The organism is Kitasatospora sp. NPDC058492 (assembly GCF_042720685.1).
Classification (GTDB): domain Bacteria; phylum Actinomycetota; class Actinomycetes; order Streptomycetales; family Streptomycetaceae; genus Kitasatospora.
Window position 1 is genome coordinate 1 of record NZ_JBHXMU010000098.1, and the last position, 25,305, is coordinate 25,305.

7 protein-coding genes are annotated in these 25,305 nt (G+C 72.6%); 6 read left to right on the top strand and 1 reads right to left on the bottom strand.

Annotation, left to right across the window (positions count from 1 at the left end; translation table 11 throughout):
* Positions 1-378: amidohydrolase family protein (locus tag ACFWPI_RS37370; protein ID WP_380379066.1), on the top strand; the 378-nt coding region annotated here is incomplete at its 5' end.
* Between the two features lie 69 nt (positions 379-447).
* Here the strand turns inward: ACFWPI_RS37370 and ACFWPI_RS37375 are convergent.
* A complete protein-coding gene (locus ACFWPI_RS37375) occupies positions 448-1,026 on the bottom strand; it encodes a MarR family winged helix-turn-helix transcriptional regulator (protein ID WP_380379068.1) in 579 nt (192 codons plus the stop codon).
* Between the two features lie 752 nt (positions 1,027-1,778).
* Between ACFWPI_RS37375 and ACFWPI_RS37380 the strand changes: the two genes are divergently transcribed.
* From ACFWPI_RS37380 to ACFWPI_RS37400, 5 genes are read left to right on the top strand one after another with little or no spacing between them, the layout of a single operon-like run.
* Positions 1,779-2,774, top strand: coding sequence for a LysR family transcriptional regulator (locus ACFWPI_RS37380; RefSeq protein ID WP_380379070.1), 996 nt, complete (start codon positions 1,779-1,781; stop codon positions 2,772-2,774).
* Between the two features lie 9 nt (positions 2,775-2,783).
* A complete protein-coding gene (gene fabD / locus ACFWPI_RS37385) occupies positions 2,784-3,629 on the top strand; it encodes an ACP S-malonyltransferase (protein WP_380379072.1) in 846 nt (281 codons plus the stop codon).
* Between the two features lie 3 nt (positions 3,630-3,632).
* Positions 3,633-3,884 (top strand): phosphopantetheine-binding protein, encoded by a 252-nt coding sequence (locus tag ACFWPI_RS37390; protein WP_063345952.1) that lies wholly within the window; start codon positions 3,633-3,635, stop codon positions 3,882-3,884.
* 11 nt (positions 3,885-3,895) lie between these two features.
* Entirely contained in the window at positions 3,896-5,890 is a 1,995-nt protein-coding gene (gene asnB, locus ACFWPI_RS37395) for an asparagine synthase (glutamine-hydrolyzing) (protein ID WP_380379074.1), read from the top strand.
* Positions 5,887-25,254 (top strand): SDR family NAD(P)-dependent oxidoreductase, encoded by a 19,368-nt coding sequence (locus tag ACFWPI_RS37400; protein ID WP_380379076.1) that lies wholly within the window; start codon positions 5,887-5,889, stop codon positions 25,252-25,254. Before asnB ends, ACFWPI_RS37400 begins: the two co-directional genes overlap by 4 nt.
* Positions 25,255-25,305 lie beyond the last annotated feature (51 nt).

The following is a 25,305-nucleotide window of genomic DNA, read 5'->3' on the forward strand; positions in this document are numbered from 1 at the left end:
GTCGCCCTGATCACCGACGCCATGGGCGCGGCCGGCATGGGCGACGGCCTCTACCCGCTCGGCCCGCTCCAGGTCGAGGTCAAGGACGGCGTCGCGATGCTCCCGGACGGCAGCTCCATCGCGGGTTCCACGCTCACCCTGGACGTCGCCTTCAAGCGTTCGCTCACCGTCAACGGCCTGACGCTGAACCAGACCGTCGAGTCGTTGTCCGCCACCCCGGCCCGCCTGCTGGGCCTCGGCGACTCGATCGGCTCGCTGGAGGCCGGCAAGCAGGCCGACCTGGTCGTGCTCGACTCCGAGGGCTACGACCTGGTCGCCGTCATGCGCCGCGGCCGCTGGATCGCCGGAGCCCAGCGGCTGGCGCGCCGGGCCGGCTGACCGGCGGTGTGGGGCGGGGCCCGAAGTTCAAGTGTTGTCGGCTGAGTTGGGTCGCCGGCGCTGCGCCGCTCAAAGCTCCGTCGGGTAGCCGCTCCGGGGATGCTTGGCGTTGGCGAGCTGCCGCCGGGGCGCCCGCGGGGGGCGGGACGGGGACTCGCGTGACGGTGAACGCGGCGGAGTCCAGGCCGGGGTGGTGACGGGGGCCTCCGGGTCGGTGGGCCGACCGCGCAGGGCCTGGGCCTCGACGGCTTCGGCGAGACATCGCAGGGCGATCCGGACCTGCGCGCTCTGTTTGTCGCTGAGTGCCCCGAGGACCTGCTGCTCGATGGCCAGGCGCTTGGGCATGACGTCGTCGACGGCGGCCGCGCCCGCGTCGGTGATGAAGACCAGTGCCGCGCGCCGGTCCGCGGGGTTGACCGTCCGGACCACGAGGGCGCGTCGTTCCAGCTTGGCCAGCGCCTTGCTCAGCGCGGCCGGCGACCGCCCCATCGAGGCGGCGAGGCGGCGTGCGATCGTCGGCTCGGTCGAGTGGCGGAGGTGGTAGAGCACGTCGAACTCCGATGAGCTGACGGCTGCCGATTCGAACACCGGTTCAAGGAGGAACTCCAGCATCGCGTGGGCGTGTCGGAGGCCGCCGATGATCTCCATCGACGAAAGGTCGAGGTCAGGACGGCTCTGTACCCACAGCTGCCATACCGCCTGCGTTTCATCCATTCGTGCACATGCTCCAACTTGTTAACCGGTAACCTTTCAGTTACCGTATGACACGTGGCCCGCTTCCAGCTGGGCGACCTGGGCACGCTCATCGGAGACTTGTCCGCTTTTTTGCGCTCTGTGTAGTTGATCTGCTCATGTCATATGAGCCTGGACCGCGACATCCCGCCCGATAGCTTCTCGTCTGTGACCGGAGCTGAGGAAAGTGTCACCATGGTCATCGCACATGTCCCCGTCATCCCGTTCCCTGGAACGATTCCGGGATCGGGCTACCTCCGGCAGATAGTACTGGACCGGAATAGCTTGGTGTCCAGCCATTTGCGCGCGTCGGCGTCAAGCAGATCGGACCGGCAGCTTGCCGGGCCCGCATCGCCCGGCGGCGCGCCGAGAAAGTCGAGTTGACGCTGCGGCGGGTATGAACTCGCCGTACTGCTCGAACACTTCGAACGGCCCGAAGCGGAACGCGTCGGCGTGACCGGCTCCGCACGGGCGGCCCGCCGTGGTCGCCACAGGCCGTCGTCACCCTGTGTGCCGAGGTCGGTCACCGCGCCCCGGCGCGCCTTTCACGGATCCGCCGCGGGCTGACCGCCCGTGGTTCGTCACCGAATTCAGAATTTCTCCGGCGGTCGCACCGCCGACCCCGAAAATCCGCATGGCCAGATTCCGGGAAAAGGATTCCGCGCGCTATGACCGATCGCTTGGGATTCAGTCTCACTCAATTGCGCTACTTCGTCGTCTCCGCCGAGATCGGCAACATCTCGGAGGCGGCGGAGAAGCTGTGCGCCTCGCAGTCGACGGTCTCGTCGGCCATCATGCGGCTGGAACGCCAGCTCGGTGTTCAGCTGCTGCTCCGTCACCACGCCCGTGGGGTCTCCCTGACGCCGAGCGGTCGCCACCTGCTGCGGGAGGCGCGCGCGCTGCTGGGGCAGGCCAGGAGCCTCAAGGCGCAGGGCGACGCCCTGGCGGGCGACACCGCCGGCCAGCTCGACGTCGGGTTCTTCTTCCCGATCGCCCCGTTCCTGCTGCCGCTGGTCCACCGTTTGGCCGGGGAGCGGCACGGGGCGCTGAAGCTGAACTTCCACGAGGCGTCCGCCGACCGGCTGTTGGAGTTCCTCCGGGACGGCCGGTGCGAACTGGCGGTGACGTACGACTTCCTGGCGGGGGAGTCCAGGTTCCACCCGCTGGTCGACCTGCCGGTGCACGCCCTGCTGGCGGATGACGACCCGTTGGGCCTGGTCGGGCCGCTCTCCCTGGACGAGTTGGCCGGTCGACCGCTGGTCGCCCTGAACGCCCCGAGCGTGCTCCGCCACGCCGAGCGGATGTTCTCCCGCGCGGGCGTCCGCATGCCGCGGGTGGTGACGACGACGAGCATCGAGACGCTGCGCGGCCTGGTGGCCGCCGGCGCCGGGTTCGCCTTGATGTATCAACAGGCCCGGACCGCAACGACGTTGGACGGGGGAAGGGTTCGCGAGGTCGAACTGGTCGGAGACCTGCCGCCCGCGACCCTGGGCGCGGCCATGATGCCCGACCTGGCCATGAGCAGCCGCGGCAGGGCGTTCCTGGACGTGCTCAGATCCGCGGTCGCGGTCGCGGTCGGGGCGCGTCCGGCGCAGGTCGGTGCAGGTCAGCAGGTCAGTACGGGTCGGCAGGTCAGTGCAGGTCGGCAGGTCGTCGTGGGTTGAAGGAGTGTCGTGCTGGCAGTCATCTTCGCTGGTCAGGGAAGTCAGGAAAAGGGAATGGGGGCAGAGGTCTTCGAACGGTACCCAGGGCTGGTCCAGTACGCCTCGGACGTGCTGGGGTACGACCTGGTCTCCTTGTGCACGGAGGACCCGGACGGCCTGCTGGGCCGCACGGAGTACACCCAGCCGGCGCTGTTCGTCGTCAACGCGCTGCGGACCTTCGAGCGGGTCCACCGCGGGGACCGGGCGGCGGACGTCTACCTCGGGCACAGCCTGGGCGAGTACAACGCGCTGCTCGCGGCCGGCGTCTTCACCTTCGAGACGGGGCTGCGGCTGGTCGCCAAGCGCGGCGAGCTGATGGCGGCGGCCTCCGGGGGCGGCATGACCGCCGTCATGAACACACCGCCCGAGCGACTGCTGGAGATCCTCGCGGAGGACGGCGCGGACGGCGTCGACATCGCGGGCCTCAACACCGGCTCACAGGTGGTCATCGCGGGCACCCCGCCGGTCCTGGACGCGGCGCACGCCTGCCTGGAGAAGCGGGAGATCCGCTTCGTACGGCTCAAGGTGAGCGCGCCCTTCCACTCCCGGTACATGGAGCCGGCCAGGGTGCGGTTCGCCGAGTTCCTGACGGAGTTCGAGTTCGCCGATCCCGACACCCCCGTCATCTCCAACGTCACGGGCCGGCCGTACGAGCCGGGACAGGTGACGCACATGCTCACGGAGCAGCTGGTCGCCCCGGTGCGCTGGACCGACAGCGTCCGCGGGCTGCTCGACGGCGACGCCGAGCCGGAATTCACCGAAATCGGGGGCCTGGCCCTCACCCACATGGTGTTCAAAATCAGGGCTGGAGTGTGACACATGGCAACCACGACGGACACGATCAGGCTGTACCTGGAAGACCGTTTCCTCTTCGAGTTCGACGACGTGATCACCCCGGACACCGACCTGTTCAAGGCGGGGGTCATCGACTCGTTCGGCTACGTCAGGATGATGAAGTTCCTGGAGTCCGAGTTCTCCGTCGAGATCTCCCCGGAGGACATCCTCGTGAACGTCTTCGTCTCGCTCACCGCGATCGACGAATTCGTCACCAAGAAGACCTCCGCGAAGTAGAAGGACGGATCATGTGCGGGCTGGCTGGTTTCCTCTCGACCTCGCTGCACCCCGGTGCCACCGCCGAGGTCATCACCTCGATGCTGTCGAACATCCACCACCGCGGGCCGGACGAGGCGGGCTACTACCTCGACGACGGCATGGCCATGGGGGCGGTGCGGCTGGCCATCGTCGACCTCGCCGGTGGCTCGCAACCCATGTCGGACCCCTCCGGGCGCTACTGGATCTGCTTCAACGGCGAGATCTACAACCACATCGAACTCCGCGCGGAACTGGAGCGCCTCGGCCGCCCGTTCCGCACCGACCACTCCGACACCGAGGTCGTGCTCCAGGCCTGGATCCAGTGGGGGTCGGACTGCTTCACCCGGTTCAACGGCGCCTTCGCGGTCGCCATCAGGGACGCGGCGACCGGTGACCTGGTGCTGGCCCGCGACCGCTACGGCAAGCGCCCGCTGTTCTACGCCGACGCGGGCGGGGACTTCCTGTTCGCGTCCGAGATGAAGGCGTTCCGCGCCTTCCCCGGCTTCCGCTTCGAGTTCGACCCGAGGGAGCTGGCCACCACCTACGCCGCGTGGACGCCGCTGCCCGACCGCACGCCGTTCCGGGGCGTGCGCCAGCTGCCGATGGGCTCCGTGCTGACCATCAGCGCGGGCCGCCGCTCGCTGCGCCCCTACGAGGACCTCGACTTCGACGTGCCCGGCTTCGACGGCACCGAGGCCGAGGCGATCGACATGCTCCGGCAGACCCTGCGCACCAGCGTGGAGCTGCGGCTGCGCTCCGACGTCGAGGTCGGCGTCTACCTCAGCGGCGGCCTGGACTCCTCGATCGTGACGAGGCTGGCCACCCAGCTCTCCCCGTACGAGGTCCGCACCTTCTCGGTGGCGTTCCAGGACAAGTCCTTCGACGAGTCCGACAGCCAGCGCCTGGTCGCCGAGCACCTGGGCACCCTGCACACCGCCGTCCCGATCACCAGCGAGGACATCACCGAGCACTTCCCGACCGCCGTGTACCACGCGGAGGTTCCGACCTTCCGCACCTCGTTCGTGCCGATGTTCCTGCTGTCCCGGCACGTCCGCGACGCCGGGATCAAGACCATCCTCAGCGGCGAGGGCGCCGACGAGGCCTTCCTCGGCTACTCGCTGTTCCGCGAGACCCTGCTGCGCGCGCGGTGGAACGAGCTGACCGACGGCGAGCGCCGCACCCGGCTGGCCGGCCTGCACCCGGAGCTGGAGCACTTCGGCTCCGCCCACCAGGCCCATCTGCTCGGCCTGTACCAGCAGTTCTCGGTGGAACGGCTGCCGGGCCTGTTCTCCCACGAGATGCGGTACCAGAACGGGAGGTTCGCGGCCCGGCTGCTCGCCGACCGGATGGACCCGTTCGCCGACCTGCTCGACCTCGTCGCCGGGACACCCGGCTACCCGGACATGCCCGCGATGCACAAGGCGCAGTGGCTGGAGTACAAGACGCTGCTGCCCGGATTCCTGCTGTCCACGCAGGGGGAGCGGGCCGCGCTGGCGCACAGCGTGGAGAACCGCTGCCCGTTCCTGGACCCCGCGGTGGTGCGCGCGGCCGCGTCGGTGAACCTGCGCTACGACGACGGCCAGGTCGAGAAGGCCATCCTGAAGAAGGCGTTCCGCGCCGAGCTCCCGGAGTGGACCACCAGCCGCCCCAAGCAGCCCTACCGCGCGCCGGGCAGCGCCGCCTTCAAGGACAGTCGCCCGGACTACCTGGAACTGCTGCTGTCCGACCGCGAGTTGGCCGGGATCGGCTGCCTGGACGCGAAGTTCGCCCGGCGCCTGGTCGACAAGATCATGACCTCGCCGGTGGAGGAGGTCAGCACCAAGGAGGACCAGACCTTCCTCTACCTGCTGACGACCGCCGTGCTCCACCAGCAGTTCGTGCGGGGCGGCGGTACGGCGCCGACCGGAGCGTCGGGCGCCGCGCTGAACCTGCGGACGACCGTGGACAACCGCCGTGCCGTGCAGCGAGTGGGGGAGAGCCGATGAGCACCGACGACATCGCGATCATCGGCCTGGCCCTGCGGTTCCCCGGCTCCGACACCCTGGTCGAGCTGTTCGACCACCTCGCGGCCGGACGCTCGCTGATCACCGAGGTGCCCGCCGAACGCTGGTCCAAGGAACGCTACTTCGGCGATCCGCGCAGCGGCGAGGAGAAGACGTACAGCGTCTGGGCCGGGTTCGTCGAGGACGCCGACCGCTTCGACGCCGCCTTCTTCAACATCTCCCCGCGCGAGGCGGAGACGATGGACCCGCAGCAGCGGTTCGCGCTGGAACTGGCCTGGAAGGCCATCGAGGACGCGGGCTACCGGGCCGGCGAACTCGCGGGCAGCCGCACCGGCGTCTTCATGGGCCTGTGCCACGGCGACTACGCCGAGCTGATCGAACGCGACGACGTGCCGACCGACGCCTACTTCCCGACCGGCACGGCCTACTCGATCGTCGCCAACCGGCTGTCCTACTACTTCGACTTCCACGGCCCCAGCATCGCCAACGACACCGCCTGCTCCAGCTCCCTGGTCTCGCTCTACGAGGCCGTCGCCGCCCTGCACAACGGCGACTGCGACCTGGCGCTGGCCGGCGGCGTGAACCTGTGCTGGTCGCCGAAGCTGTTCGTGGCGTTCAGCAAGGCGAGCATGCTCTCGCCCACCGGCCGCTCGCACGCCTTCGACCAGGACGCGGACGGCTTCGTCCGGGGCGAGGGCGGCGCCGTCCTGCTGCTCAAGCCGCTGGCCAGGGCGCTGGCGGACGGCGACCCCGTGCACGCGGTGATCAAGGGCGTCGGCACCAACCACGGCGGCAAGACCAACTCGCTGACCGTCACCAACCCGGTCGCGCAGGCCGCGCTGATCGAGGACGTCTACACCCGCGCCGGTGTGACGCCCGAGACGGTGAGCTACATCGAGGCCCACGGGCCCGGCACGCCGGTCGGCGACCCGATCGAGATCGTCGGCCTCAAGCGCGCCTTCCAGAGCCTGCACGACGCCCACGGGACGTCACCGCGGCCGGACAGCACCGGCATCGGCTCCATCAAGACCAACATCGGCCACCTGGAATCGGCCGCGGGCGTGGCCGGCGTGGTCAAGGTGATCGGCGCGATGGCCGCCGGGACCCTCCCGGCGACGGTCAACTTCCGGACCAGGAACCAGCTGATCGACCTGGACGGCAGCCCGTTCTACATCGTCGGCGACACCCGGCCGTGGCCGGGCGGCGACGGGGCGCCGCGCCGGGCCGGCGTCAGTTCGTTCGGGTTCGGCGGGACCAACGCCCACGTGCTGCTGGAGGAGCACGTCGGCGGGCCGGCGGAGCGCGCCACCGAGCCTGCGGGCCCGTACGCCGTCCCGCTGTCGGCGAAGAACCTGGAGCGGCTGCGGGTGCTGGCCGCCGGCCTGCGGGACCACCTGCTGGCGCCGGAGACCGCGCTGCGGCCGCGCCAGGCGCTGGCCGACATCGCGCACACGCTCCAGGTCGGCCGCGAAGCGATGCGGGTCAGGACCGTGTTCCTGGTCTCGGACCGGGAGCAGCTCGCGGCCGCGCTGGAGTCCGTCGCGGACGGCGAGGTGCGCAACCCCGCCGGAGCAGGGACCGAACTGGTCACGGCGGCGCAGGACTGGGCGAACGGGGGCGGCGCCGACTGGCCCGGGCATCCCGGGGCGCGTCGCGTGCGGCTGCCGACCTACCCGTTCGCCCGGGACCGGCACTGGTACGTCACACCGCCCGCCGAGGCGCCGGGCGCCGCGCTGCTGCACCCGCTCGTCCACCGCAACACCTCCGACCTGGCGCAGCAGCGCTACACCTCCACGTTCACCGGGGCCGAGCCCTTCCTGGCCTCGCACCTGGTTCGCGGCCGGAGGGTGCTGCCCGCGGTCGCGTACCTGGAGATGGCGCGGGCCGCGGTGGAGCGCGCGGCGGCCCGGGAGGGGGCCGTCCGGCTGCGCGACCTCGCGTGGCTGCGGCCGATCGTCGTCGGCGAACCCGTCGACGTCGACCTCGCGCTGACGCCGCGCGGGGACGCGATCGCGTTCGAGTTCCGGCAGGGCGAGACGGTCCACAGCACGGGCTCTGCCGAACTGGTCACCCTGCCGGACCCGTCACCGCTGGACCTGGACGCCCTGCGCGCCGCCTGCCGCACCACCCGTAGCACCGACGAGGCCTACGCCGCCTTCCGCGCCCAGGGCCTGGAGTACGGCCCGGCCATGCGCGCGCTGCGCGGGCTCCGGCTGGGCCGCGACGAGGCGATCGCCCGCATCCGGACCACCGGCGCCGACGGCTGTGTGCTGCCGCCGAGCGTCCTGGACGCCGCCTTCCAGACCTCCGTGGTCCTGACGGGCGCCGCCGCCGGCCCGACCCTGCCCTTCACCCTCGACGAGCTCCAGGTGTACCGGCCCTGCCCGGCCGAGACCTGGGCCTGGGTGCGCCGCAGCGCCGGCTCCGGGGCGCTCACCACCTTCGACATCGACCTGTGCGACGGCGACGGCGTGATCAGCGCCAGCCTGCGGGGGCTCGCCCAGCGCACCACCGACGCCGGCCCGCGCGTCGTCACGGCGACCACCCGGTGGACCGACCGGCCGCTGGACGCGGACGGCGGCGCCACCCGCACCGCGCACCCCCTGACCCTGCCGGAGATCACCCGGGCGAGCCCGGCCGACGGCGTCGACGCCGCGACCGAGCAGGCGTTCGCCGAGGTCCAGCAGGTGCTCGCGTCCTCTCCTCGGACCGGGCACCGCTTCGTGGCCCTGGTCGACGCCCGGGTGCCGGCCCACTTCCACGCACCGCTGGCGGGCCTGTTCCGCACCGCCGCCCTGGAGAACCCGCTCGTCTCCGGCCGGGTCGTCCGGGTCGCCGGCCTGGACGCGGCCTCCACCGAGCAGCTCGCGCGGATCGTGCGGGAGGAGTGCGCCGACGACTCCGCCGACACCGAGGTCCGCTACACCGCCGACGGCACCCGGCAGGTCCTGGAACCCGTCGAGACGCGGCTCGACGCCGGACCGCAGGTGCCCGCGCTGCGGGCCGGCGGCGTCTACTGGGTCACCGGCGGCCTGGGCGGCATCGGCCGGCACCTCGCCCGCTACCTGGGCCGCGCGGGGGCGACGGTCGTCCTGAGCGGACGCTCCCCGGCGGGCTCGGTGGACGCCCTGCGCGCGGACGGGGTCGACGCGCACTACCTGCCGGTCGACGTCGCCGACGCCGCAGGCGTGCGCGCCGCGGTCGACACGATCGTGCGCGAGCACGGGTCGCTCGACGGCGTCGTGCACGCGGCCGGCCTGCTGCGCGACCAGTACCTGCTGCGCAAGGACCTCGCCGACGTCCGCCTGGTGACGGCGCCGAAGGTCCGCGGCACGCTCAACCTCGACGCCGCCACCCGCCACCTCGACCTGGACTTCTTCGCGCTCTTCTCCTCGGTCGCCGGCGTCTACGGCAGCCCGGGGCAGTCCGACTACTCGGCGGCCAACGCCTTCCTGGACGCCTTCGCCCGGCACCGCCGGACGCTGGTCGACGCGGGCGAGCGTAGCGGCCGGACCGTCGCGATCAGCTGGCCGCTGTGGGCCGACGGCGGCATGACGCTGGACGAGGTCACCCGAGACTCCCTGCGCCGCGAGCGCGGCTGGGAGGACCTGCCCACCGAGGACGGGCTGCGCGCCTTCGGCCGGGCCCTGCTCGCCGACGCCCCCGCGCACCTCGTCGTCGCCTACGGCTCCAAGGCCACCCTGGCCGCGCAACGCCGGGCGGCACCGGCCCCCGCGGCCCCGGCCACCGCCTCGTCCGCCACCGCCTCGTCCGCCACCGCTGCGCCGTCAGGCGGCGCGGGCGAGGGCGACCTGCTGCGGCGCACCGAGGAACTGCTCAGGGGGGTCGTCGCCGAGGTCCTGCGACACACCCCGGAGCACATCGAGTCGACCACCAACCTCATCGAGTACGGCATCGACTCGCTGAGCATCCTCGGGGTGACCGCCCAGCTGGAGAAGGTGTTCGGGCCGCTGTCCAAGACGATCTTCTTCGAGTACCTGAACATCGCCGAGGTGGCCGCGCACTTCGTGGAGACCCGGCGGGCGCAACTGGAGGCGGTGCTGGGGGAGTCGGGGAAGGCCGAAACCCCGGAAGCCTTGGAAGAGCCGGTCGTACAGCCCGAAGCCCCGGCGGTCCAGCCCGAGGCCCCGGCCGCGTCCGCCGTCACCGAGGTCCGCGAACCCGCGCGCGACGACCGGCACGACATCGCGATCATCGGAGTGTCCGGCCGCTACCCCGGCGCCGACACGATGGACGAGCTGTGGGAGCTGCTGGAGAACGGCCGGCACACCTTCGAGGAGGTCCCCGCCGACCGCTGGGGCCACGAGGCCATCTACGACAGCGACCGGTCCGTCCACGGCAAGAGCGTGATCCGGACCGGGACGTTCCTGCGCGACCTCGACAAGTTCGACCCCCGCTACTTCCGCATCTCCAAGCGCGAGGCCGAGCAGATGTCCCCGGAGGTGCGGCTGTTCCTCCAGTCGGGCGTGGAGGCGCTGGAGGACGCCGGCTACTCGCGGCAGACCATCCAGCGCCGCTACCAGGGCGACGTCGGCGTGCTCGTGGGGACCATGAGCAACCACTACAACCTGTACGGCTTCCAGAACAGCCTGACCAGGGGCGCGCCGCAGAGCGGCAGTTACACCGGGACGCTGCCCAACATGCTGTCCTACTTCTACGGCCTGACCGGTCCGTCGATCTTCCTGGACACCATGTGCTCGGCCTCGTCGACGTGCGTGCACCAGGCCGTGCAGATGCTGCGGGCCGGCGAGTGCCGGATGGTCGTCGCGGGCGGCGTCAACCTGATGCTGCACCCGTACAACCTGATCACCTCCTCGGAGGAGCACTTCACCACCGGCACCTCCGACGTGATCCGCAGCTTCGGCCACGGCGTGGACGGCACCATCCTCGGCGAGGGCGTCGGCGCGGTCGTACTGAAGCCGCTGGTCGACGCCGAGCGCGACGGCGACCACGTGTACGCCGTGATCAAGGGCACCGCCCTGTCCAACGCCGGGACGCGCAACGGCTTCACCGTGCCGAACCCGGGCATGCAGGCGCACGCGATCCAGAAGGCGATCGAGGACGCCGGCGTCGACCCGAGGACGATCGGCTACGTCGAGGGACACGGCTCGGGCACCGCGCTGGGCGACCCGATCGAGGTCCGCGCCCTGACGTCGGCGTTCCGCAAGTACACCGAGGACCGCCAGTTCTGCGCCCTCGGCTCCGTCAAGGCCAACATGGGGCACCTGCTCGCGGCGGCCGGCATGATCGGCCTGGCCAAGGTGCTGCTCCAACTGCGGCACGGCAAGCTGGCGCCGTCCCTGCACAGCACGGAGCTCAACCCGGACATCGACTTCGCCGACACCCCCTTCCAGGTGCAGCAGACGCTCGCCGACTGGCAGCCGATGGTCACCGAGGTGGACGGCCGCCAGGTCACCCACCCCCGGCGGGCCGGCATCACCTCGATCGGCGCCGGCGGCATGAACTCGCACATCATCCTTGAGGAGTATCCCGAACGGCCGGTACGCCAAGAGCCCTTCGGCGAGCAGCTGTTCGTGTTCTCGGCGATGAACGAGGCCGCGCTCGGGCGCTACCTGGCCGTCTTCCGCGACCACCTCGCCGGGGCGCGGGAGGCCGACCTCCCCGACATCGCGTACACCCTGCGGGTCGGCAAGAACGAACTGCCGCACCGCTGGGCGTTCGTGGCGGGGGACCAGCGGTCCGCACTGGCGGCCGTCGACGGCTACCTGGCCGGGCGGCGGGAGCTGCCCGCGCACGACCTCGCCACCACCTGGGTCGGCGGCAAGACCGTCGACTGGGACCAACTGCCGACGGCACGCCGGGTTTCGCTGCCCGCCTACCCGTTCGAGAAGGTGCGCTGCTGGATCGAGCAGACCGACGGCGCGCCGTCCGTGCTGGCCCCGCTGGCGCTGCGCGAGCGGCTGCACCCCTTCCTGGGGCGCAACGAATCCGACGTCCGGGGCCTGCGCTACGCCCTGGACGTCCACCTCGCCGACCTGCTCGACTACGGCTACCGCCTGGCCAAGACGCCGACCATCGTGCCCACCTTCGTGGTGGACCTCGCGCTGGCCGCCGCGAAGGTCAGCGGGTTCGCCGCCGAGGCGTCGGTCCACGACCTGCGCGTCCTGCGGCCGATCGACTGGTCCACGACCACGCGGCTCGTCACGGAGTTCGCCGACGGCCACGGCACCGTCCGGACCGGGGACGGGACGGCGGCGGTCGAGTTCACCGTGCGGGGGGCGGCCACGGCGCCCTCCGGCCGGGTCGAGCCGGCGGGGCTGCGGGAGGTCCTCAGCCGGGAGCAGTTCCTGGCCGAACTGGCCGAGGGCGGGCTGGACTACAAGCCGGCCTCGTGCGCGGTCGAGGGCGTGTTCCGCGCGCCGGACGGCCGGACGGTGCTGACCATCGGCAGTCCCGCGTTCCAGCAGGACCACGTCCGGCGCAACGTCACCGTCGAGCCGTTCGTGCTCGCGGCGATCGCCCAGGGCGTGCAGTGGGAGGCCAAGCGCGTCGGGGCGCCGGACTGGACCCTGGTCGCGCTCAACCAGGTCGCGGAGATCCGGGTGCGGGCCGGTTCGCCGGTCACGCACGTGGTCCTCGGCGACGACCGGATCCTGCTGCTCGGGGGCGCGGGCGAGGTCGTCGGGGAGCTGGCCGGGGTGCGGCGCGGTACCGGAGGAGTGGCGCCGGGCGATCGTCCGGCGCCGCAGGCCCGTTCGGTCCGAGAGCGGGAGCCGGCCGTACCGGCTGAGCAGGCTGTACCAGTGGTGTCGGCGGTGTCGGGTGTCGTGGACGTCCTGCGCGCCATCGCCGCCGAGATCCTCAAGTTCGAGCCGGAGGAACTCGACCCCGGCACCGGACTGGACGCGTTCGGCTTCGACTCCATCTCGCTGGTGACCTTCGCGAAGGAGATCCACGAACGGTTCGGGGTCGTGGTCAGCCCGGCGGTGTTCTTCGACGTCAGCACCCTGGAGGCGCTGGGCGCCCACCTGGTCGACGAGCACGGTGCCACGGTGAAGGCCGAGGCCAAGATCAAGGCCGAGGCTGAGGCGGAGGTCAAGATCAAGGCCGAACCCCAACCCCAGCCCCAACCTCAGCCGCAGCCCCAGCCGGAGCCGGTTCGCACCGGGCCCGACCCGCGCCGGCCGGTCGCCGTCATCGGCGCGGCCGGGCGCTTCCCGGGCGCCCGCGACCTGGACGAGTACTGGGCGAACCTGCTGGCGGGCAAGGACTCCGTCACCGCGTTCCCGCTGCACCGCTACGACGAGCAGCAGCGCAAGGCCATCGAGGCCCAGGACTTCCCCCAACGGATCGGAGCCCTGGACGACGTCGACGCCTTCGACGCCGGCTTCTTCCGCATCCTGCCGCGCGAGGCCGAACTGATGGACCCGCAGCACCGCCTCGTCCTGGAGACGGTCTGGCAGGCGCTGGAGGACAGCGCGTACCGGCCCGCCGACCTGCCGACCAATACGGGCGTGTTCATCGGCGTCACCGGCAACGACTACGCGACGCTGCTCGCCACGCTCGGCGTGCGACCGGACGCCTTCACCTCGACCGGCACCACGCACTCGATCCTGGCCAACCGCATCTCGTACCTGCTCGACGTGCGCGGCCCGAGCGAACCGATCGACACGGCCTGCTCCAGCTCGCTGGTGGCGGTGCACCGCGCGATCGAGGCGATCCGCTCCGGCACCTGCGACCTGGCCGTCGCGGGCGGGGTCAACGTGCTGCTCAGCACGGACACCTTCGTCAGCGCGCACCGCGCGGGCATGCTCAGCCCGGACGGCCTCTGCAAGACCTTCGACGCGGGCGCGAACGGCTACGTCCGCGGCGAGGGCGTCGGGGTGGTGGTGCTCAAGTCGCTGGCGGCGGCGGAGCGCGACGGTGACGCGATCCTCGGGGTGCTCCGGGGCAGCGCGTACAACCACGGCGGCCGGGCCAACTCGCTGACCGCGCCGAACGCCGACGCCCAGGCCGAGCTGGTGACGGCCGCCGTCGGCGACCTCGACCCGGACACCATCGGCTACATCGAGACCCACGGCACCGGCACGGCCCTCGGCGATCCGGTGGAGGTCCGCGCGCTGCGCACCGCCTTCCGCCGGCTGGGCCGCAGCGACGACGGGGCGTGCGGCCTCGGCTCGGTCAAGACCAACATCGGCCACCTGGAGTCGGCCGCGGGCATCGCCGGGCTGCTGAAGGTGCTGCTCGCGCTCAAGCACGGCGTGCTGCCCGCGACCCAGCACCTCCAGGAGGTCAACCCGTACATCGAGCTGGCCGGCGGCCCGTTCCACATCGTGCGGGACAACGAGGCCTGGCCGCGCCCCCGCAGTGGTGACGGCGGCCCCGCGCCGAGGCGTGCCGGGGTGAGCAGCTTCGGGTTCGGCGGCGTCAACGCCCATGTGGTCGTCGAGGAGTACGTGCGCGGCGACCGGGGCGGGGAGGGCGACGGCGGGCCGGTCGCGGTGCCGCTGTCGGCCCGCACCGCCCGGCAGCTGACCGACCGGGCCCGGGGCCTGCTCGCCCACCTGGAGTCCTCGGAGTCGGAGCAGGTCTCGCTGCGGTCCCTCGCGTGGAGCCTCCAGGTCGGCCGCGAGGAGATGGCGGAACGGGTCGGCTGGGTCGTCTCGTCCCGTGCCGAACTCGTCGACGCGCTCAGGGCGTTCGTCGCCACCGGCGAGCGCGGAGCCGAGCCGGAGCCGATCGGGCGGTGGGTCGGCGGGGGCGCCGTCGACTGGCGTTCGCTGCTCGGCGACGGCACGCCCCGGCGTGCGCACCTGCCCGGATATCCGTTCGCCCGGGACCGCTTCTGGGCCCCCGGCACCCGGCAGGAGAGCGGCACGACCCTGCTGACCGCCTGCTGGACGCCGACGCCCGCCGCCGCGACCGCCCGGTACGACCGGCACGTCGTCGTGCTGTGCGGGGTCGACGGGGAGGTGCCCGAGGCGATCCGCCTCGACACGGCCGAGCAGCGGCCGGGGAGCCGGTTCCGCGACCTGTCGTGGCAGCTGCTGGAGACCGTCCGCGGCCTCGACGCCCGGGACGGCACCACGCTCGTCCAGGTCGTCACGGCGGACCTCGCCCTCGCGGGCCTGCTGCGGACCGTCACCAAGGAGAACCCGCGGATCGTCGGCCAGGTCATCGGCATCGAAGGCGCCGAAGGCATCGAAGGTGTCCAAGGCGTCCAAGGCACCGACCTGGCCGCCGTCGTCGCGGAGAACGCCCGCGCCGCCGATGACCTGGTGCTCTACCGCGACGGCGTCCGGCACACGCGCAGCTGGGCGCCGGCCGAACTCCCGGGAACGGGTGCGGGAACGGGTGCGGGAACGGCCTCCGGCAAGCCCTGGCGGGACGGCGGCGTCTACCTGATCACCGGCGGGGCCGGCGGGATCGGCGCCTCGACGGCCCGGCGCATCGCCGCCGACGTCCGGCGGCCGACCGTCGTGCTGGCCGGCCGCTCGCCGCAGGACGGCCGGATCGAGCGCCTGCTCGCCGAGTTGCGGCAGGCCGGTGCGGACGCGCGGTACGTGCGCGCCGACGTCTCCCGCTGGGAGGAGGTGCGGCACCTGATCGCCGAGGCGGGCGCCGTCACCGGCATCGTGCACGCCGCCGGCGTGGTGCGGGACTCGCTGCTCGCGGACAAGACCGCCGAGCAGTGGGACGAGGTCCTCGCGACCAAGGTGGACGCTCTCGTGCACCTCGACCGGGCCACCGGGCACTGCCCGCTGGAGTTCGTGCTGACCTTCTCCTCGGGCGCCGCGATCACCGGCAACCCGGGGCAGTCCGACTACGCGACCGCCAACGCCTTCCTCGACGAGTTCGCCGCCGTGCGCAACGTGCGGGTCGCCGAGGGGCTGCGCCGCGGGCGCACCCTGTCCATCGCCTGGCCGCTGTGGGAGGACGGCGGCATGCAGGTCGGCGAGCGGACCCGGGCCTATCTGTGGGAGGACCGGGGGCTGGCGCCGATGCCCACGGAAGCCGGGCTCACGGCGCTGGTCGACGCCTGGAACGCGGGGGCGGACCAGGTGTGGGTGCACCACGGCGACCCGGCGCGGGTGCCGACCGGAACGCCGGCCCCGGCCGCCGCGCCGACAACTCCTGCGTCGACAACTCCTGCGTCGACAACTCCTGCGTCGACAACTCCCGTTCCGACGGCTCCCGTTCGTAGCGCCGATCCGAACGTCCTCGGCCACCTCCTCGCCCTGTTCGCCGAGGTCAGCGGGCTCGCCCCGGGCGCGGTCGACCCCGACCGCCCGCTGGTCGACATCGGCCTGGACTCGGTGATGGTCATCCAGCTCAACCGGGAGCTGGTGAGGACGTACCCCGAGGTCTCGTCGACGATCTTCTACGAGCACCCGACCCTGCGGGCCGTGGCCGGTCAACTCGCCGGCCTCCGGAGGGAACCGGCGCACCAGCAGGCGGTCACGGCCGACCGGCCGGTGACGGGCGACCAGCCGGCGGCGGCAGCCGAACAGCGGGCCACCATCACGCAGCCGACCGCCGTCCCCGACCAGCCGGCGCCCGGCGCCGACGACCCGATCGCGGTGATCGGGCTGAGCGGCCGCTACCCGGGCGCCGCCGACCTGGACGAGTTCTGGGAGAACCTCACGGCGGGCCGCGACTGCGTCCGCGAGGTGGACCGCTGGCCGCTGGACGGCTTCTTCGAGCCGGACCGCAACACGGCGGTGGCCACCGGCCGCAGCTACAGCAAGTGGGGCGGCTTCCTGGACGACTTCGCCGCGTTCGATCCCCGGTTCTTCGGCATCGCCCCGCGCGACGCCTACGCCATGGACCCGCAGGAGCGGCTGTTCGTGCAGGCGGCGTGGGAGGTGCTGGAGGACGCCGGGTACACGAGGGCGCGCCTCGCCGAGCGCCACGGCCACGGTGTCGGGGTGTTCGCGGGCGTCACCAAGGTCGGCCACGCCCGGCACGAGGTGGGCCGGCTGCCCTCGGGCGAACTCGTGGTGCCCGGCCTGTCGTTCGCCTCGCTGAGCGCCCGCGCCTCCTACCTGCTCGACCTGCGCGGGCCGAGCCTGACGATCGACACCATGTGCTCGGCGTCGCTGACCGCGATCCACGAGGCCTGCGAGCAACTCCGGCGCGGCGCCTGCGAGGTGGCGATCGCCGGCGGCGTGAACCTCTACGCGCACCCGCTGGACTACGTCGAGCTGTGCCGCTCCGGGATGCTCTCGCCCGACCAGCACTGCCGCAGCTTCGGCACCGGCGGCCACGGGTTCGTGCCCGGTGAGGGCGTCGGGTGCGTGCTGCTCAAGCCGCTGTCCCGCGCGGTGGCCGACGGAGACCGCGTGCTCGCGGTGATCCGGGGCTCCAGCGTCAACCACGGGGGCCGTTCCACCGGTTACACCGTGCCGAGCCCGGTCGCCCAGGCCGATGTCGTCCGGCGGGCGCTGGACCAGGCCGGGGTCTCCGCCCGGCAGGTCGGCTACGTCGAGGCGCACGGCACCGGCACCGAACTGGGCGACCCGATCGAGATCACGGGCCTGACCAAGGCCTTCGAACAGGACACCGTGGAGCGGCAGTTCTGCGCGATCGGCTCGGTGAAGTCCGGCATCGGCCATCTGGAGGCCGCGGCCGGGGTGGCCGGTCTGACAAAGGTCCTGCTCCAGCTCAAGCACCGGCAGCTCGTACCGAGCCTGCACGCCGAACAGCTCAACCCGAACATCAGCTTCGAACGGACCCCGTTCCGGGTCCAGCGCGAACTGAGCCCGTGGCACTGCGACGGCCCGCGGATCGCGGCGGTGTCCTCCTTCGGTGCCGGTGGCTCGAACGCGCACGTGATCGTCGAGGAGTATTCCGTGCAGCCCACCGACGGCGCGATCAACGGCGCCGAACAAGCCCGACACGTCGAACAATCCCCACACGTCGTCGTCCTCTCCGCGAGGACTCCCGACCAGCTCACCGCGTCCGTCGACCGGCTGGCCGGGTTCCTCGACCGCAACCCGGACACCGCCCTCGCCGACCTGGCCTTCACGCTCCAGGTCGGGCGGGAGGCGATGGCCGAGCGGTACGCGGTCGCGGTCTCGTCGACGGCGGAGCTGAGGGCCGCCCTGCGGGCCGGCCGGGGGCACCGGGGCACCGCCGGGGAATCCGGCGGACTGCTCGCCGAGATCACCGGTGACGACGACCTCCAGGAACTGCTGGTCCGGCAGTGGATCGCGTCCGGCAAGCTGTCCAAGCTCGCGGCGCTGTGGGCGGCCGGCGCCGAGGTGGACTGGGAGCGCCTGCACCAGGGCGCGCCGCGCCGGGTGGTGTCGCTGCCGACGTACCCGTTCGCCAAGGAGCGGTTCTGGATCGGCGACCTGACCCGGCAGGAACCGGCACCCGTGGCCGCACCTGCACCCGTGGCCGCACCTGCGCCCGCTCCGCTGCTCGCGCCGGTCGCGGCGCCGATCGTCCAACCCGCGGTCGTACACAGGGGATTGGACGAGATCGTGCCCGCAGTGGTGCGGGAGAAGATCGCCCGCGCGCTGGCGATGGAGGTCGAGGAGGTCGAGGGCGGGCTGGCGTTCGCCGACTACGGCCTGGACTCGATCCTGGCGATCCGCGTGGTGGACCAGCTCAACGGCGCGCTGACGCTGGACCTGCCGACCAGCGTGGTCTTCGACTTCAGCACGGCCGACCGGCTGGCCGAGCACCTGCTCGCCGAGTACCGGGGCGTCATCGTCCACACGGAGGGCGCGACGGAGCCGGCGGACGCACGGGAGAGCGCCCCGCCACCGGTCGTGCAGCCCGCACGGCCCGTGGCGGTCGGGCAGCCGCACAGCGCCACCGTGAGCGTGGAGCGCGGGCCGATCGCGGTGATCGGCATGAGCGGCCGCTTCGCCGGCGCCGACTCGCTGGACGAACTCTGGACGCACCTGGCCGACGGCGACGACCTGGTCACCGAGGCGACCCGGTTCGACCTCGACGGCCTGAGCGCCTGCACCCGGGGCGGCTTCCTCGACCGCATCGACGAGTTCGACGCGATGTTCTTCAACATCTCCGGCACCGAGGCCGCGGTGATGGACCCGCAGCAGCGGCTGCTGCTCGAAGAGTCCTGGAAGGCCCTGGAGGACGCCGGCTACGCGGGCCGGATGGGCCGGGCGCGCTGCGGCGTCTACGTCGGGGCGTGGGCCGGCGACTACCAGGGGCTGCTGGATCCGGAGGCGCCGGCGCAGACCCTGTGGGGCAACATGACCTCGGTCATCCCGAGCCGGGTGTCGTACTTCCTCGACCTCAAGGGCCAGGCGATCGCCGTCGACACGTCGTGCTCCAGCTCGCTGGTGGCGATCGACCTGGCGTGCAAGGACCTGTGGTCCGGTGAGACCTCGATGGCGCTGGCGGGCGGGGTGTTCCTCCAGTCCACGCCGCGGCTGTACCGGCTCGCGGGCCGCGCCGGGATGCTGTCGCCGACCGGCCGCTGCCACACCTTCGACCACCGCGCCGACGGCTTCGTGCCCGGCGAGGGCGTCGGAGTCGTGGTGCTCAAGCGGCTCGCGGACGCGCTGGCCGACGGCGACCACATCCACGGCGTGATCAAGGCCAGCGGCGTCAACCAGGACGGCGCCACCAACGGGATCACCGCGCCGAGTTCGGTGTCGCAGGAGAGCCTGCTCGGCGAGGTGTACGAGCGGTTCGGCGTCGACGTGGAGCGGATCGGACTCGTCGAGGCGCACGGCACCGGCACCAAGCTCGGCGACCCGATCGAGTTCCAGGCGCTGAACCGGGCGTTCCGCGCCCGCACCGACCGGACGGAGTACTGCGCGGTCGGCTCGCTGAAGACCAACATCGGCCACACCCAGTTCGCGGCGGGCATCGCGGGCGTGCTGAAGGTGCTGCTGGCGATCAAGCACCGGAAGATCCCCGCCTCGCTGCACTTCGAGACCGCCAACGAGGCGATCCCGCTGGCGGGGAGCCCGTTCTACCTGAGCACCCGCACCCACGACTGGGAGAGCCCCGCCGGGGTGCCGCGCTGCGGGGTGGTGAGCTCCTTCGGCGCCAGCGGCACCAATGCGCACCTGGTGATCGAGGAGGCCCCGGCCGTCGCGAACACCGCCGCACGCACCGCCGCCGCGCCGCGGACGGACCACGTGGTGGTCCTCTCGGCGCGGACGGAGGAGCAACTCCTCGAACAGCGGCGCCGATTGGCGCTCCACGTCCGCGCCCACGCGTCGATCGACCTCGGCGACCTCGCCTACACCCTGGCCGTCGGCCGGCAGCGCTTCGCCCACCGCTTCGCCTGCGTGGTCCGCGACCGCGACGAGCTGATCCAGGTGCTGGACGGCACCGCCCCGGCGCGGCTGCCCGACGACGACCGGGCTCCGGCCGAGGGCCGACGCATCCCGCTGCCGACCTACCCGTTCGCCCGGGACCGCCACTGGGCCCCGACCGGCGGCAGCAGTGACAGTGGCATCAGCGGTGACGGCAACAACGTCACGCTGACCCGCACGGACGGCCTGCTGCGCGACCACGTGGTGCAGGGCCGCCACCTCCTGCCCGCGGTCGCCTACCTCGAACTCGCCCGCAAGGCGCTGGGCGCCACCCGGGTGCGGATGCGCAACGTCACGTGGGTGCAGCCGCTGGAGGTCGCGGACACCCCGGTCGACGTCCGGGTCGAGGTGCGCGCGAGCGAGCAGGGCGGGCACCGGTTCGAGATCGGCACCGGCGCCACCGTGTGCTGCGAGGGCGCCATCGCGCCGTCCGACGCCCCGCGCCCGGCACCGGTCGACCTCGCCGCGCTGCGCGCGGACTGCCGGGAGAGCGTGTCCGGTGAGCGGATCCACGAGGCCCTGGTGGCGATGGGCATCGACCACGGCCCGAGCCTGCGGGCGATCCGGCAGGCGCACGTCGGCTCCGGTCTCGTCCTCGCCGAACTCGCCCTGCCCGACTCGGCGGAGCCCGGACCGCTGGCGCCCGCGATGCTGGACTCGGCGATCCAGGCGGCCGTCGCACCCCACCTCACCGGCATGCGGGACACCGCCGTGCCGTTCGCCCTGGACCGGCTCGACCTGTTCGCCCCGTGCCAGGCGGCGATGTGGGCCGTGGTGCGCGGCGGCGCGGCCGGGCCGCTCGACAAGCTCGACATCGACCTGGTCGACGCCGACGGCGCGGTCTGCGTGCGGCTGACCGGCTACACCTCGCGCCGCACCGTCCGCAGCGAGCCCGCGCTGTACGCGCCCGTCTGGGACTCGACCACCGCGACCGAAGCGCCTGTGCCCGCCCGTACCGACCGGGTCCTGGTCGTCGGCGGACCGGCACCGCTCGACGGCGCGCTGACCTGGCCGCTGCCGCCGTCCGCCTCCGTCGAGGAGGTGACCGCCGCACTGCGCGACCTCGGACCGGTCGACCACCTGGTCTGGACGGCGCCCGAGCCCAAGCTCGACCCCGTCGACGCCGCCGGGTACACGGCCGCCCAGAACGACGGCGTCGTCGCCGCGTTCCGCCTGATCAAGGCGCTGATCGGAGCCGGGTACGACGCCCGGCCGCTGGGGATCACGCTGATCACCACCCGCGCGCTCGCCACCCACGCCGACGACCCCGTCCAGCCGGCGCACGCCGGGCTGCACGGCCTGTTCGGCTCCCTGGGGCGCGAGTACGAGCAGTGGAGCGTCCGGCGTGTCGACCTCGACGGCCCCGACTGGCCCGCCGACCTCACCGCCCTGCCCGCCCGCTCGTCCGAGGACGCCTGGGTCCGACGGGCCGGCCAGTGGCTGGCCCGGCACTGGGCGCCGTGCGAGGCGCCCGCGCGACCGGTCTACCGCGAGGGCGGCGTCTACGTGGTGATCGGCGGCGCCGGCGGCCTGGGCACCGCCTGGACCCAGCACGTGGTGCGGCAGTACGGCGCACACGTCACCTGGATCGGCCGCAGCGCACCCGACGCGGCCATCGAGGAACGGCTCCGCTCCGTCCAGGGGCGCGGCACCGTCCGCTACCTCAGCGCCGACGCCGGGGACCCGGCCGCGCTGCGCCGGGCCGTCGGCCAGGTCAAGGAGCGCCACCCGCGGATCGACGGGGTCGTGCAGGCCGCGCTCGTCCTGCGGGACAGCACCTTCGCCCGGATGGACGAGGCCACCCTGCGCGCGGGGCTGGCGGCCAAGGTCGACGTCACGACGGCGATGGCCGAGGTCTTCGACGGCGAGCACCTGGACTTCGCCGTGCTGCTGTCGTCGATGCAGTCCTTCACCACGGCGGCCGGCCAGGGCAACTACGCGGCCGGCTGCACCTTCAGCGACGCCTACGCCCACGCGCTCGGACAGCACTGGGACACCCCCGTCAGGGTCATGAACTGGGGGTGGTGGGGCAACCTCGGGAGCGTCACCTCCGAGTTCTACCGGGAACGGCTGAGCCGGGTCGGCCTGGTGTCGATCGAGCCGCGCGAGGGGCTCGCCGCCCTGGACGCCCTGCTCGGCGGGGACCAGCGGCAGCTGGCCTTCGTGAAGACCAACCAGCACAACACCCTGGCGAACTTCGACCGTGCCACCCAGGTCACCGTGCACGGCCGGACGCCCTCCCGGGTGCGCGGCGAGCTGCTGCTCGCGCCGGAGAGCGTGGACGGCCTGATGGACGAGGTCGTGCGGTGGCGCCGGACCGAGCGGGACCCGTGGCTGGCGAAGGTCCTGGCGGCCCAGCTGGCGACCGTCGACCACACCGCGATCCTGCCGGTGTACGCCGACTGGCTGGAACACGCCCGGCGGGCCACCGTCCCGGCCGGGCCGACGGAGGCCGTGTCCACGGCGGGCGTGCTCGCGGAGGCCGTGCTCGCGCAGTGGGACCGGCAGTGCGAGTCCTGGTCGGCCGACGCCGACCGCAAGGCCGAACTGCGGCTCGCCTCCGCCATGCTCCGGGCGCTGCCGGACATCGTGACCGGCCGGACCAGGCCCACCGACGTCATGTTCCCGCGCGGTTCGGTGGAGCTGGTCGAGGGCTGCTACCGCAACAACCACGTCGCGGACGTGTTCAACCGCGCCATGGCCGGCGCCGCCGTCGCCGTCGTGTCGGAGCGGCTGCGCCGCGAACCGGGCGCGCGGCTGCGGATCCTGGAGATCGGCGCCGGCACCGGCGGCACCAGCGCCGGGATGTTCGCCGCGCTCAAGCCGTACCAGGAGAGCATCGAGACGTACGTCTACACGGACCTCTCCAAGGCCTTCCTCAACCACGCCCGCGCCACCTACGGGCCGGGCGTGCCCTACCTGGACTGCCGACTGCTCAACATCGAACGGCCGCTGGCCGGGCAGGACGTCGGCGAGGGCGGGTTCGACCTGGTGATCGCCGCCAACGTGCTGCACGCGACCAAGGACACCCGCAACACCCTGCGCAACGCCAAGGCCGCGATGCGGGCCGGCGGGTGGCTGCTGCTGAACGAGCTGTCGGCCTTCGACCTGTTCAGCCACGTCACCTTCGGGCTGCTGGAAGGCTGGTGGCTGTTCGACGACCGCTCGCTGCGGATCCCGGGCTCGCCGGCGCTGTCGCCGGAGAACTGGCGGGACGTGCTGGCGGGGGAGGGCTTCGGGACGGTGGTGTTCCCGCTGCCGCAGGCGTTGCCGCTGGGGCAGCAGGTCATCGCGGCGGAGAGCGACGGGGTGGCCCGGCAGGCGGTCGGGACCAGGCCGAAGGGCGTCACCCGGCCGGTGCCTGCTGCGGCGCCAGTTGTCGCGCCTGCCGCGGTGCCGACTGTGCTGCCTGCTGCGGCGCCGACTGCGCTGCCGACTGCGGTGCCGACGCCCCGGCCGGAGCCCGCGCCCGCCCCGGCGGCCGTGAGCCCCGCCCCCGCCCCCGCCCCCTCCACCGCGCCGTCGTCGCGCTCCGACCTGTCCGTGCTCATCCTCGACAAGGCCGCGGCCGTGCTCGGCATCCCGGCCGAGCGGATCGACACCGCGGCCCCGCTCACCCACTACGGCCTGGACTCGATCCTGGTCCTCCAGCTCACCAACGCCCTGCGCGAGGAGTTCGGTGACGACGTCCCGGCCACCCTGCTTTTCGACGTCGAGACCGTCGACGGCCTGTGCGCCCACTTCGCGGGTGCAGGGGCCGCCGCGACGGCCACGGCGGATGCCCAGGCCGGCCCGGCGGGCGAGCGGTGGAACCTCTCGTGCGGCCAGCTGACCATGTACCGCGACCAGCAGCGCTCGCCGGAGTCGACCGCGTACAACCTCCCGCTCCTCTTCGAGATCCACGGCGACCTGGACGAAGCCGCCCTGGAGCGGGCGATCCGTGCCCAGAGCGGCATCCACCCGGTGCTGAGCGCCGTCTTCGGCGAGCGGGACGGCGCGCCGTTCATGGACATCGACCCGGGCCGGGCGCCGTCCTTCGTGCGGGTCGACCTCACGGCCACCAAGCGCGCCGCCCAACTGGCCGGGCTGCGGGACTTGGTGAACCTCCCGTTCGACCTGGCGACGGGCCCGCTGGTCCGCGCGCACCTGGTCTCCCTCGCCGGGCGGCGGCGCCTGCTGCTGATCACCGCGCACCACATCCTGCTGGACGGCACGTCCACGGCGGTCCTGATCCGCACGCTCAAGGAGGCCTACCAGGGCCGGGGGAGCCTGAGTCGCACGAGCTACGGCGACTTCGTCGCCTGGGAGGAGGCGCTGCTCGCCGGCCCGCGCGCGCGGCAGCACCGGGACTACTGGCTGCGGGAGTTGGCAGGTCATCGACCGGCGCTCGCGCTGCCCTACGACCGGCCGTACGACCCCAAGCGGATGCCCCGGGTGGACGTGGCGACGGTCAAGCTGCCGCCGCCGCTGGCCGCCGCCCTGGCCGACGCGGCGCGCGAGCACCGGGTCAGCGTCGCCACCGTGCTGTTCGCGACGTACGTGCGGTTCCTGCACCGGCTGACCGGGCAGGACGACCTGGTCCTCGGCATGACGGCGGCCGCCCGCTACGAGGAGCGGTTCCAGGACGTCGTCGGCCAGTTCGCGAACTGCCTGCCGATCCGCTGCACGGCCGTCGGCGGCTTCCCCGAGCTGCTGAAGTCCCTGCAGCGCAAGGTGGTCGGCGGAATCGAGCACGGCGGCTACCCGCTGCTGGAGATCGCCCGGGCCGTGGGCGCGGACGACGAACCGCTGGTCCTGACCAACTTCCTGTTCCAGAACTTCGACGGCGCCGACCTGCTGACCAACGCGGCCCCGGCCGCGTCCGGCGAGTTGGACCTGCGGCTGTTCGACGACCTGCCCTACGCCGGGGAGTACGTCCTGTCCGCCGAGTCCTACCGGGACGGCGAGGGGTTCAAGGTCTTCCTCAAGTACGACGCGAACGTCTTCGACGAGGCCACCGCGCGGAGCATGACGGAGGAGTGGTACGCGGTCATCCGCAAGGAGCTGGGCCTGCGGTAGGCCCTTCCACAGACCGCCCCCGAAACCCGGAAGCCGGGCCGCGACCGAGGT

Coding starts and splice junctions, on each gene's coding strand:
- ACFWPI_RS37400 (WP_380379076.1), top strand. CDS start 5,887: ATGAGCACCGACGACATCGCGATCATCGGCCTGGCCCTGCGGTTCCCC.
- ACFWPI_RS37380 (WP_380379070.1), top strand. CDS start 1,779: ATGACCGATCGCTTGGGATTCAGTCTCACTCAATTGCGCTACTTCGTC.
- ACFWPI_RS37375 (WP_380379068.1), bottom strand. CDS start 1,026: ATGGAGATCATCGGCGGCCTCCGACACGCCCACGCGATGCTGGAGTTC.
- asnB (WP_380379074.1), top strand. CDS start 3,896: ATGTGCGGGCTGGCTGGTTTCCTCTCGACCTCGCTGCACCCCGGTGCC.
- ACFWPI_RS37390 (WP_063345952.1), top strand. CDS start 3,633: ATGGCAACCACGACGGACACGATCAGGCTGTACCTGGAAGACCGTTTC.